Origin of the sequence: Proteus sp. G3927 (assembly GCF_963894685.1) — a bacterium.
GTDB lineage: Bacteria > Pseudomonadota > Gammaproteobacteria > Enterobacterales > Enterobacteriaceae > Proteus > Proteus mirabilis.
In genome coordinates this window covers 141,857-153,998 of the sequence record NZ_CAWQGX010000032.1, presented here as the reverse complement: position 1 = coordinate 153,998, position 12,142 = coordinate 141,857, and the positions used below count along the sequence as shown (strand labels likewise).

Sequence of the window (12,142 nt, the reverse complement as noted above, 5' to 3'; positions counted from 1 at the left end):
GAATGCAGAGCTCAGTCCTTAAAAGACGCTTAATAACATAATTTCTATTGGATGATTATTACCTTCACCAAATAGAGTATTACTGCAATGGTAAAGCAAAACTCACTTTTACCGTCTCCATGGGTACTTCTGTTTTTATGCTTTGAATGCTAGGAATTTGTGTTAAATAATCAGCGTGAAAACGGCGATAAGTGGCGAGATCTTTTGTCACAATGCGAATAAGTGCATCACATTCTCCCGCCATTAGATGGCATTCAACCACTTCGGGTAATACTTTTATCGCCTTTACAAATTCTTCAATAGTTTCAGCATCTTGTGCTCTGAACCAAATTCGCGCAAATAAAGATAATCCTGCATCAACTTTACTACCATCTAATACGGCAACATAACGCGTGATCACACCTGACTCTTCAAGTAAACGTACACGACGTAAACAAGGAGATGGTGAGAGTCCCACTTCTTTTGCCAGTTCGATGTTTTGAATTTTGCCATCGCGCTGTAACACTTGCAAAATATGCTTGTCTATCTTATCCAATTTTATTGACATCAAAGATTAACCTTAGTTCTATTTGTGGAATTTTATTGCCAATTAATTATTTTTGTTAGCAACAAAGCAACCCGATTTTTACGAAAATATCATATAATTTTTCAGCTAAATTGCACAGCAAAAACGATATTTTCTTCAATTGCTCAATCAGGTGAAAAAGATGGAATTTAACACTTTGTTATTCTTTGCCCTTACAGTACTGCCTTTAATTTGCACACCTGGCCCCGATATTCTTTTTATCTCCTCACAAGGATTAGCGGGAGGAATAAAATCAGCGTGGTTTGCCAATATCGGTGTCATTTCAGGTTATATCACACATGCTATTCTTAGTGCTTTGGGTCTTGCAACGATAATGGCAACTTCTCCCATTTTCTTTTATCTACTAAAGTGGCTAGGTGTGATTTATATTACCTACTTAGCAATCAAAATGCTGATATCTGCATGCCAAAAAGGCCAACTCGCACTACATGCAGATAAAAAAACACATCTCTTTCGCAAGGGCTTTTTAACGAGTTTTCTTAATCCCAAAGGCTTACTCGTCTATCTGGCTATTTTACCAAATTTTATCAATAACCAGAATGATATCGCTATGCAATCTCTGCTTTTATCTGGGATATTTATCACTATTTGTCTATTTATCTATGGCTTTTTAGGTACGATTTTCGCTTATATTGGTTTAAAAGGCGGATTAAGTGATAAAGGACGCCGTTATAATGATGGCATTGCCGGCAGTTTACTTACCTTTGCAGCCGTTAATTTAGCCCTTAATTAGAGGGCTAGCATCACTTTATAGTGATATTTGCTCAATGCCGTGCAATATGACCATTTAACTGATGAATACGTACGCTAATGTGCTATTTACGACGTAATTTTCGACACCCTTCACCAATAATTTGCATTCCTTTTTCAGTCTGACTATTCCATTGAAAAGAAGAGTTTAAACGAAAAGCATGATTAAACTGTGAACTGGTCGAAAACATAGCACCTGGTGCAATACTCACCCCTCTTTCGAGAGCAAAATGGTACAATGTATTAGCATCAAAGCTTGGCTCGAATTCTAACCATAGGAAATAGCCTCCGACAGGAATATTCACTTTAACATCTTTAGGTAAATGCGTTTGTATGGCCTGTAACATACGATAACGTCTCTGCTCTAATAATAATCTTAAGCGACGTAGATGCCCGTCATAACCCCCTTGTGATAAATAGTCAGCAATAGCTTGTTGTGTTGGCATACTCGCTGATACAGTACTCATCATTTGTAACTGCTGTATTTTAGTCGCATGTTTTCCGGCTGCGACCCACCCGACTCGAAATCCTGGCGCTAAACATTTAGAAAAAGAAGCGCAGTGCAATACGCTATTGGATTTATCAAAGCCTTTCACAGGCATTGGCGCTTTTGGACTATTATACAGTTCACCATAGACATCATCTTCAATTAAGGTTATCTGTTTTGCCGCTAAAATTTCTACTAGTCTGATTTTATTTTCATCAGGCATAGTGCCACCTAATGGATTTTGGCAATGACTCATCAACCAACACGCTTTAATGTCGTATTGTTCTACCACCTTCTCTAACTCATCTAAACAAATGCCTGTCACCGGATCGGTTTTGATGGCAATCGCTTTTAATCGTAAACGCTCTATCGCCTGTAATGCGCCATAAAAAGCAGGAGATTCTATGACAACCCAATCTCCTGGCTCAGTAACAGCTTGTAAACTAAAACTTAATGATTCCATCGCACCTGCGGTGATCACAATATCGTCAGGCGATACATGAATACCTTGCAGTGCATAGCGTTGGGCTATATTACGACGTAGTTTTTCATTACCAGGAGGTAAATTAATCACTGAACTTTGAGGGGCTAAATGTCTAGCGGCAGAGGCTAATGCTCGGCTTAATTTAGGTTGAATGAATAAACTGGGATCTGGAAAGGCGGAACCGAACGGAATGATATTGGGATCTTTACAGGCTTGAAGAACATTGAATATAGAGGCGCTTATCTCAACATTTTCACTCATATGTAGCCCTTTGCTGGCAGTTACTTGAGCAAAACCTGTATTGCGATGTGCAACATAATAACCTGATTGCGGACGAGCGGTGATCCACCCTTGACTTTCTAACAGTTGATAAGATTGTAAAACGGTCATTAAACTTAAACCTGATTGTTTAACCGTATCCCGTAATGAGGGTAAACGATCGCCTGATTGCCAAATATTATCTTCAATTTGTTGGCGTATCTGTGCCGCAAGCTGTTCATATCGAGTCATATTTACCTATTCACCCTCAAACTGTTATAGTCATTTTTAAACTTATTGTCACTATTATAGTTTACTGTCATATGGTCTACTTATCCACACGATTTACCTGCTATTTACAGATCAGCGCGATTTGTATATCAAAATAATGAGGTTGTTTATGTTTGGGTTAAGTGCCTTTGATTTGGCGCGTATCCAATTTGCGTTTACCGTTTCTTTCCATATTATCTTCCCCGCAATTACTATAGGGCTAGCCAGCTTCTTAGCTGTCTTGGAAGGCTTATGGCTAAAAACTCGCAATAAGGATTATTTAGCGCTATTCCATTTTTGGTCAAAAATATTCGCTGTTAACTTTGCTATGGGCGTCGTCTCTGGTCTCGTTATGGCATATCAGTTCGGTACTAATTGGAGCTTTTTCTCCGATTTTGCCGGCTCTATCACCGGCCCTCTATTGACTTATGAAGTACTTACAGCATTCTTCTTAGAAGCTGGATTTCTAGGTGTGATGTTATTTGGCTGGAACAAAGTAGGTGAAAAATTACACTTTTTCGCCACTTGCATGGTGGCATTGGGTACATTAATGTCAACATTTTGGATTTTAGCCTCCAACAGTTGGATGCAAACACCACAGGGATTCGAAATCGTCAACAATCAAGTGGTTCCCGTTGATTGGCTAGCGGTTATTTTTAATCCTTCCTTCCCTTATCGTCTTGCTCATATGGGCGTTGCTGCATTTCTTGCTTCGGCATTCTTTATTGCCGCCTCGGCTTCATGGCATTTATTAAAAGGCAACAAAACCTCTGCAATGAAGAAGATGCTCTCGATGTCTATATGGATTATCTTAATCTTAGCGCCTATTCAAGCACTTATTGGTGATATGCATGGTTTAAATACGTTAAAACATCAACCCGCCAAAATTGCCGCGATTGAAGGGCATTGGCAAAATAATCCTGGTGAGGCTACACCGTTAATTCTATTTGGTATACCGGATATGGATGAAGAAAAAACCAAATATGCTCTTCAAATTCCTTATTTGGGTAGCCTGATATTAACTCATAGTTTAGATAAACAAGTACCAGCACTAAAAGAATTTCCTAAAGATGATAGGCCAAATTCACTGATTGTTTTTTGGTCATTTCGTATTATGGTCGGCCTTGGCATACTGATGATTTTAGTGGGTGTATGGGGCACATGGTTACGTTACAAGAAAAAATTATATCAATCTAACCTCTTCTTGCGATTCACTTTTCTAATGGCACCTTCAGGATTAATTGCCATTTTAGCGGGTTGGTTTACTACAGAAGTAGGTCGACAACCTTGGGTTGTGTATGGGATACAACGAACACGAGATGCGGTATCTGCTCATGGTGAAATGCATATGAGCATTAGCCTACTGATTTTCTTAATCGTTTATGGATCTGTATTCGGAATTGGATATGCCTATATGTTAAAACTTATCCGCAAAGGTGCGCCGGAGGTTCAAGATGGGAATTGATTTACCCGTTATTTGGTTCATCATCATCGTATTTAGCACATTAATGTATATTGTGATGGATGGCTTCGATCTCGGCATTGGCATGCTCTATCCTTTTATAAAAGAGAGAGAAGATCGCGATTTAATGATGAATACTGTCGCCCCGGTATGGGACGGCAATGAAACATGGCTAGTTTTAGGTGGTGCAGCGCTCTTTGGTGCGTTTCCTTTAGCGTATTCAGTGATCCTTGATGCTTTAGCCATGCCTTTAACTATCATGCTAGTTGCGCTTATTTTCAGGGGCGTTGCTTTTGAATTTCGCTTTAAAGCCGATGATACTCATAAAGTTTTTTGGGATAACGCCTTTATTGTCGGCTCTCTATTAACCACCTTTATGCAAGGTATAGTCGTCGGTAGTGTTGTTCAAGGTTTACCCATCATTGACCGCACTTTTGCAGGAAGCTATTTTGATTGGCTATCACCCTTTGCCCTGTTTTGTGGCTTTGGTCTAGTCATTGCCTACTCACTGTTAGGGTGTGGCTGGCTCATTATGAAAACTCAAGGCCATTTACAACAGAGTTTGTATAAAGTGATCTTGCCATTAACGTTCGTTATGCTAGCAGTGATAGCCGTAGTCAGTTTATGGACACCATTAGCACAACCGGCGATTGCTGAACGTTGGTTTTCACTACCCAATATTTTCTTTTTCTTACCTGTACCACTGCTAGTGTTATATAGCGCTTGGTTGATTATTCGCGCAGTAAAGAAAAAAGGTCATTACTTACCTTTCTTTGCTTCTCTAGCGATTATATTTCTTGGTTTTACTGGGCTAGGGATTAGTATCTGGCCAAATATTATACCGCCGGCAATTAGTTTTATCGATGCGTCAGCACCACCGGAAAGCCAAGGTTTTATGCTCGTTGGTGCGCTATTTATCATTCCCATTATTCTCGTTTATACATTCTGGAGTTATTACGTATTCAGAGGAAAAACCAATTATGAAGAAGGCTACCACTGATCCGACCCCTGAAACAAAACCCTCATTACTGAAGAAATGGGGTTGGTTAATTACCATTTGGTTTTGTAGTGTTTTAGCGCTATTTGCCGTTTCTTCGCTATTTCGTTTTTTAATGACGGCAGCGGGAATGAAAGTAAAGTAAAAAATCAATCAGGTAATACAAAAATAAAGCGGGATAAATTCCCGCTTTATATTAGTTAAAAAAATTCCTCTTTTTAACTCGCGTTACGGTTAGTGACTCTTCCCTCATAAAAATACAAGCGCTTTAATTTGTTGATTTTTAATTTCTTTATTTACATCTTATTTGAACTACATCACGCTTCGACAAGTCAATCTTATTCATGGCTTTACTAAATTAGAGTTAATAGTGATAATGACTATCATTATTGATTGTAAATGATAATATATAACAAGTAATAAATAGCTTAGATGGGTTGGATAAACGTGAGTAATCAAGACAGCACACAACAAAAGAATATTTATCGTCCTGCACCACCTCGTTTGGTGCAAGTAAAACGTATAGTAGATATCACGCCGGGCATGCGCTCTATTACCTTTACTAGCGATGACTTGGACAATTATCCAAGTCACACAGGGGGTGCCCATTTAAAAATATTTTTACCTGTAGAAGGTCAAACTAAACCAACAATTCCAACACTCACTGACAAAGGCCCTAGTTGGCCTGAAAACCAACCAAGAGCGATAGTGCGAACTTACAGTGTGCGAGCTATTCGTCCTGAATTAAAAGAGCTTGATATTGAATTTGCGGTTCATGAAGATGCAGGTCCAGCCATTAATTTTGCTTTAAATGCCAAGGTAGGTGATTATATTGGCATTACTAATCCCGGAGGGCCTGATCCCCTATTGGCTCCCGCTTCTCATTACTATATGGCAGCCGATCCCAGCTCATTACCCGCTTTAATGGCATTAATTGAAACAATGTCACCCGATGTACAGGGTAAAGCGGTGATCCGCATAGAAAATGAATCAGATCGCCAAATTATTGATGCTCCTCAGGGACTAGAAATTGTTTGGTTAGTCGGCTCTGTTGAAACACAAACTCAGCCTCTGATTGATGAATTTATCTCTTGGTCGTTACCAAAGGAAGATGTGGCATTTTGGATCGCCGGAGAAGATAAAATTATCCGTGCACTAAGACGTTATATTCGTCGTGATAAAGGCTATGAGCGCGGACAGATTTATGCTATCCCTTATTGGCGTTTTGGCTTTAATGAAGAAGGTTATCATGCAGAGCGTCATCATGTTATGGATAATGAAGATGTAAGCTAAGCGTATTTTAGATAAAACGAGTTGGCTGTACCGGCAGCATATTAAGACCCTCATTTAATATGCTGCCTTTTTATAGGAATGATAATAGCGAAGAAATCTTTAATATTTAACTTATATAAACAATAATTCACCTAATACAACTCCTGACAAAACAAACAAAAAAACTATCAACTCATCAAAATTAAATAAATAACAGAAATAAAACCCAATTTACACAGTCAATTCAAACAAAAAAATATAAACCATTAAGCCAATCAAAAGTTTTCACTAAAATAATATTTAATTATTATTGAAACAGAACAGTAATTTAATTATTATACCGCCGCTTGACGTTACTCTTTATTATCTAGAAATAACATATTAAACTTAATTTATTTGTCTTTTTAGAGTGAAGAATTCAAAAACCAATAGCGAATAATAGACTTGTTATTTTAAATTGCTTATTTTGATTATTAGAATTTGACTGAGCAAAAAAAATAATAAAGATTAACCTAAATCTATGTATTTCTACTATTGAATTAAGGATGAAAAATGAATTGGTACCTAGAGGTTATTAAAAATAATTACGCTAATTTTTCAGGCCGTGCGCGCCGAAAAGAATATTGGATGTTTATAGTGGTAAATACCATTATTTTAGCCGTGTTATATGGGATCATGTTTTCTTCTATCGACAGTTATACTGGTGAAATGAGTGGCACAGGCTTTGCTGCTTTGATTATTATCGGTATCTACTCTTTAGCAACTATTATTCCTAATATTGCAGTCACAGTGCGCCGTTTTCATGATCAAGATAGATCTGGTTGGATGGTTTTATTATCATTTATTCCTTTCGTTGGCGGACTGATCCTGTTTATTTTTATGTGTTTAGATGGTACTAGAGGTGAAAATAGATTTGGTCTTGATCCTAAAGCCTAATAGCTAATTAATTTCTATCTTAATACAGTGAGTAAACTATTTATATAATTTACTTACTGTGTTGATTCTCCTTTTTCTTACAGTCGCTTCTCTTACCCCCTATTAGCATAGGATTTTATACCTAATTATTTTAAGTAATATTATCCACATACTATTATGCTCATGTATGCCATATAGTAATTTAAATAACATGAATGTTTTTTATCGGCAGCATATTAATACTCTTATTTAATATGCTGCCTTTTTTATTGCTATGCTAAAGAAATATTTTAATCACTATATGCTGCTAATACATGCTGACATAGACTGGAACGCACACAATCTTCTTCATTAAATTTAATGACACCAACACGATCATTAGCTTGAAAACGACTTAGTGCATCAGCTAATCCTGAGTTTACATTGGCAGGTAAATCGCATTGCGTAATATCACCGTTAACAATCACTGTCACATTTTCTCCCATTCGCGTTAAAAATAATTTCATTTGATTAATGGTGACATTTTGCGCTTCATCCAATATGACAAATGCATTTTCAAAAGTACGTCCTCGCATATAGGCAAATGGGGCTATTTCAACTTTGCCGATTTCAGGCCGTAAACAATATTGTAAAAAAGAGGCACCTAAACGTTTAACTAATACATCATAGACAGGACGAAAATAAGGCGCGAATTTTTCTGCTATATCGCCAGGAAGAAAACCTAAATCTTCATCAGCTTGTAATACAGGCCGAGTAACAATAATTCGCTCTATCTCTTTATTAATAAGGGCATCAGCAGCCATTGCTGCACTTAAAAACGTTTTACCACACCCCGCTTCCCCTGTCGCAAAAACTAAATTTTGATGTTTAATAGCGTTCATATATTGGCGCTGTACTTCATTACGAGGAGAGAGTGTTCGTTGATCACGTTTCTCTCTCGCCATACCAATTGTTTCTAGATCCCCAAATCCTGGTAAAACCATAACATTATCTCGATGGGCGGCATTACGTTGCTCTTTACGTAATGTACGTTTATTTTCTCTACGTAAACGTGTTGCTGCTTTTTGTCTACTCATAATGGTATTTACCTTTGTTAGTCTCAAAAAGTCATCAGATCAATCATTGTTTGACTAGAAAATAAGGTGAGCCTCCCTCAGACTCTATTGCGCTGTAGAAAACAAAAAAGCTGGTCACAAACTTGAGCATTAAACATCAATGCACAGTTGCTACCAGCTTTGTCTTGGTGATTTAAAATTTTGATTGCTTCTGTCATTCATATTCCCCATCATGGAGTTAGAGTGAAAATTAACGAAGCTTTATGACAGTATAATGACAGAACAAAAATTTTTTCAATATTTAAGTCATTAATAACGCGATTAAGTTAACATTTTGCTAACAAAGAGCGCTATTGAGGGGAATAAAATGCGTTTTTTAAAATTACCTTTTATTTATTGGCTGCTACTCAATTGCATCCCATTTATTGGCTTTGAACTACACTCAGGCAATATAAAACCCGGTGTTTTTTTCTATTTAGGTGCCCTAACGATCATCACTTCAGGGATTTGGCTATTTTTCTGCCTTTACTTTTTTATCAAACATAATACATCTCCTAACCCTCACCAGACACCGCGCCAGTTAGTCACCACAGGTCCATATAAAATAAGTAGAAATCCTATGTACCTTGGCTTTCTCGATATTAGTATTGGGCTGTTTTTTATTTTTGGTAACTGGGGATTTTTAGGGGCTGCGCTTGCCTTCTACTTTATTACCGATCGCTATACTATTGTGCAAGAAGAGAAAATATTAAGTGAGCGGTTTCCACAAGCGTGGCGACAATATTGCCGCCACGTTCGACGCTGGATATAACAGATCTAGACTAAAGCGCTTTACAGTTATTCGCTAATCGGTAACCCGCTTTAGTTGCTTCATTTTCGGTTTTAAAATATACCGCATTTTTATCTGACATGGTTCTATAACCAGTACAGTGTGAAAAATGATAAATTTTACTATTTAGATTACCTTTGATCTGCTCATCTTGGGGGACTGTGGGCGCTTTAGGCATTTCTATTTTGTCAGTTGTAGGACGATATGTTGCAGTTAATCCTGCACCACTATTTTTATGTCCTAACTGCCACTTCATTTGTCCCGTAACAAAGGGATTATGATGCCCAACAATGTTAGCAATTCGATTATCTCGCTCTCTTTCCCACGGTGTTGGTGGGTAAGCTTTATCCCATGCCATAAAAAGCTGTTGTTGTTGACGTGACATTGAGAGGTTATAACGATCATGTAAGTAGAAATAGACACGTGCAACTTGACCTTTCACCTCATTACGAGGCTCAAAGGTGCGAGAAGCAAAATCGACCCGACTGCGACACTGGCCATATTGATAAGGCGCTTGAGATGATAATTGACCAAAGCTAAAATTACTGCGATCACCATTCACCTCTCCAATCGAAGGTGCTAGATTATGTAAATCAGCCTCAATTTTGCCAAAAATAGGATCGTTTTTAACACAGTTAGCTCGCCCACCATTTTGCCAGCATTGACGTTGATGACCAAAAACCCAAGCAGGGACGATATGTTCCCATTCAATACGTGAAGCTCGGGTGGCTTGTGCCCTCACTTGATAACCACAACTGGCTAAATTAACACGTCCCCCTGATTTTCCTACCCACTCCCAATGACAACCACAATACAGCGTACCTTGGTTGTTTTGATTTTGATCATAATAAATGCGTTCTCTGGCTAGCTGTTTTGCTTTAGTGAAATTTTCCGGTGCCTGTGCGGATACATTTAGCGTAATAATAAATAAACCTAACGCTAAAACAATATAGTGTAATATTTTTCTCAAAGTGCTATCTACCTTATACTCTCTTTTATTAAACCTAATAAGATTTATTATTAAATAACCAACTAATAATCTTATTTTTATTTGCGCTTACCATACCTTTTTTATTTATTTGAAGATATCTTTTTAATTCATTTTTTGATGGATTTACTAAAACAATACAAATGAAAAGTGCTAGAAAAAGGCGCTATTCATGTCATTGTGTAAAAACATCTTTGCTATGGTTTAAAGATTGGTATTTTAATGGAATAGATAAAATGAATGAGAATATGCTGAATTTAATGAATGAGCTCGTGGAAATAACCAAAAAGCATGCGAACAATGAAGATGTTAAAGCGCATGCTAATTTAGAGTCAGAAAATAAATTAAGAATTCAAATTATTATTTCTGGTAAAAACGAACTGGATATTACATTAAATTCGCTACAACATGCGGTATAAAGCATTTATACACTGGGACGTTTACGATATAACCACAATCCCGGTAAAGATAGCCCAATAGAAAGAGCACCCACAATAAATGAAGCTTTAAGAAAATTAGTCACTAAAGCTTCAAAAATTTCTTCGCTATAGCCTATTTGAGTTAACTTCACCACTGAGATCATCGCAACATAAGCATTGATCCCAGGAAACATAGGAATAATTGCTGCAACAGTGAAAACTTTTGGATGAGCTAGCCACCAGCGTGACCATTGAATACCTATACAACCGACTAGAATAGCGGCACAAAAGCTTGCCCACTCAATATTCATACCACTTATCATTAATACCGTACGAGAGCCATGCCCTATTGCACCTAACAACGCACAATATTTTAATGCACGTAACGGTACATTAAATACCATTGCAAACCCCACCGCAGGTATTGCCGCTAAAATCATATCTTCAATTAGCGTTAGAATAATGTTGATTATGCCCAATCTCTTAACTCCCATACTGCCATCGCTAAAATAACCCCTAAGCAGGTAGCAAGTGTCAACATCGTTGCCATCGCCCAGCGTGCGAGTCCTGTATTAACATGACCTTTAAACATATCAGCAACAGCATTAATTAAAGGAAATCCAGGAACTAATAATAGAACGCTCGCGGCCATTGATATAGTGGCAGTAACTTGAAAATAAGGGAGTTTTAGCAATAAACCTGAGACTGATGTCGCAACAAATGCCGTAATACAAAAGTTGATTAAAGGATTTACTTGACGATGAGTGAGGAGCTGACGAACCCACATTCCCATTCCTCCCCCCAAAGCAGAGACTAAAAAGCCATCCCAATCACCGCCATTCAATTTGGAAAAACATCCACAAGAAAGTGCAACCATAACAATAATTATCCAACGTGGATAACGTAGTGGTTTGATATGTTCAAAACGTTTCCTTGCTTCATCAATATCCGCGAGATGATGCTCAACTAAAATAACAATGTGCTGAACTTCGGTAACAACATGCATATTGATACCACGATCAACAATTTTTCGTGTTGAGGTTTGGCAATGACCATTAACTATTGTCGTTAATACCACCGCATTGGCTGAAATGGCCGTTTCAACTTGATGAACGCCTAAAGCCAGCCCAAGTCGCGTTGAGAGCTGTTCAACCAACATACTTTCAGCACCATGTTGTAACAACAATAGCGCCGTTTGAATACATAATTTCGTAATTTCACGCTGTTTATCTTGTGAAATGGCATATTCTTCAGCCATTATCTGATTATCCATACTACGCCTTAGTATTTATCAAAAAACGCGCCATAACCAATTGAAAGCTTATCAGTATAGTTCAATCATGACGCTATCGTCTTTCTATACTATTATG

General features: G+C 37.7%; 14 protein-coding genes. 8 read left to right on the top strand and 6 right to left on the bottom strand.

Going from position 1 to position 12,142, the window contains the following annotated elements:
* Positions 1–79: 79 nt before the first annotated feature.
* Positions 80–547: an Lrp/AsnC family transcriptional regulator gene (locus tag AACV00_RS15590; protein ID WP_004243182.1), complete on the bottom strand. Its 468-nt coding sequence runs from the start codon at positions 545–547 to the stop codon at positions 80–82.
* Between the two features lie 160 nt (positions 548–707).
* Here AACV00_RS15590 and AACV00_RS15585 point away from each other — a divergent pair, with 160 nt between their 5' ends.
* Entirely contained in the window at positions 708–1,319 is a 612-nt protein-coding gene (locus AACV00_RS15585) for a LysE family translocator (protein WP_017628074.1), read from the top strand.
* An 82-nt stretch (positions 1,320–1,401) separates the two neighbouring features.
* Here AACV00_RS15585 and AACV00_RS15580 read toward each other — a convergent pair whose 3' ends face one another.
* Entirely contained in the window at positions 1,402–2,817 is a 1,416-nt protein-coding gene (locus AACV00_RS15580; protein ID WP_017628073.1) for an aminotransferase-like domain-containing protein, read from the bottom strand.
* A gap of 148 nt (positions 2,818–2,965) precedes the next feature.
* On the opposite strand from AACV00_RS15580, the gene AACV00_RS15575 reads away from it, so the two are divergent.
* The 5 genes from AACV00_RS15575 (at position 2,966) to AACV00_RS15555 (ending at position 7,502) form a co-directional block, all read left to right on the top strand.
* Positions 2,966–4,300: a cytochrome ubiquinol oxidase subunit I gene (locus tag AACV00_RS15575; RefSeq protein WP_049197383.1), complete on the top strand. Its 1,335-nt coding sequence runs from the start codon at positions 2,966–2,968 to the stop codon at positions 4,298–4,300.
* Positions 4,290–5,297 (top strand): cytochrome d ubiquinol oxidase subunit II, encoded by a 1,008-nt coding sequence (gene cydB / locus AACV00_RS15570; RefSeq protein ID WP_049197384.1) that lies wholly within the window; start codon positions 4,290–4,292, stop codon positions 5,295–5,297. Before AACV00_RS15575 ends, cydB begins: the two co-directional genes overlap by 11 nt.
* Positions 5,278–5,439, top strand: a complete 162-nt coding sequence (locus AACV00_RS15565) for a DUF2474 domain-containing protein (protein ID WP_074154145.1) — start codon at positions 5,278–5,280, stop codon at positions 5,437–5,439. Before cydB ends, AACV00_RS15565 begins: the two co-directional genes overlap by 20 nt.
* Before the next feature lie 287 nt (positions 5,440–5,726).
* A complete protein-coding gene (locus tag AACV00_RS15560; protein ID WP_004243188.1) occupies positions 5,727–6,587 on the top strand; it encodes a siderophore-interacting protein in 861 nt (286 codons plus the stop codon).
* 531 nt (positions 6,588–7,118) lie between these two features.
* Positions 7,119–7,502 (top strand): DUF805 domain-containing protein, encoded by a 384-nt coding sequence (locus AACV00_RS15555; RefSeq protein WP_004243189.1) that lies wholly within the window; start codon positions 7,119–7,121, stop codon positions 7,500–7,502.
* 269 nt (positions 7,503–7,771) lie between these two features.
* Here AACV00_RS15555 and phoH read toward each other — a convergent pair whose 3' ends face one another.
* Positions 7,772–8,557 carry a phosphate starvation-inducible protein PhoH gene (gene phoH, locus AACV00_RS15550; protein WP_020945737.1) on the bottom strand — a complete coding sequence of 262 codons (786 nt, stop codon included), beginning with the start codon at positions 8,555–8,557 and terminating at the stop codon, positions 7,772–7,774.
* Between the two features lie 346 nt (positions 8,558–8,903).
* On the opposite strand from phoH, the gene AACV00_RS15545 reads away from it, so the two are divergent.
* Positions 8,904–9,347, top strand: a complete 444-nt coding sequence (locus AACV00_RS15545; protein ID WP_004248191.1) for a methyltransferase family protein — start codon at positions 8,904–8,906, stop codon at positions 9,345–9,347.
* Between the two features lie 10 nt (positions 9,348–9,357).
* Here AACV00_RS15545 and AACV00_RS15540 read toward each other — a convergent pair whose 3' ends face one another.
* Positions 9,358–10,335 (bottom strand): endonuclease, encoded by a 978-nt coding sequence (locus tag AACV00_RS15540; RefSeq protein ID WP_060554692.1) that lies wholly within the window; start codon positions 10,333–10,335, stop codon positions 9,358–9,360.
* A gap of 254 nt (positions 10,336–10,589) precedes the next feature.
* Here AACV00_RS15540 and AACV00_RS15535 point away from each other — a divergent pair, with 254 nt between their 5' ends.
* Positions 10,590–10,772, top strand: coding sequence for a hypothetical protein (locus AACV00_RS15535; protein WP_004248195.1), 183 nt, complete (start codon positions 10,590–10,592; stop codon positions 10,770–10,772).
* 5 nt (positions 10,773–10,777) lie between these two features.
* Here the strand turns inward: AACV00_RS15535 and AACV00_RS15530 are convergent, their stop codons facing one another.
* Both AACV00_RS15530 and AACV00_RS15525 read right to left on the bottom strand, forming a co-directional pair.
* The gene (locus tag AACV00_RS15530) at positions 10,778–11,266 is read right to left on the bottom strand and encodes a threonine/serine exporter (protein ID WP_004243197.1); all 489 of its coding nucleotides are present in this window, start codon (positions 11,264–11,266) and stop codon (positions 10,778–10,780) included.
* Positions 11,242–12,045: a threonine/serine exporter family protein gene (locus AACV00_RS15525; RefSeq protein ID WP_004243198.1), complete on the bottom strand. Its 804-nt coding sequence runs from the start codon at positions 12,043–12,045 to the stop codon at positions 11,242–11,244. The genes AACV00_RS15530 and AACV00_RS15525 overlap by 25 nt, the downstream gene beginning before the upstream one ends.
* Positions 12,046–12,142: the final 97 nt, after the last annotated feature.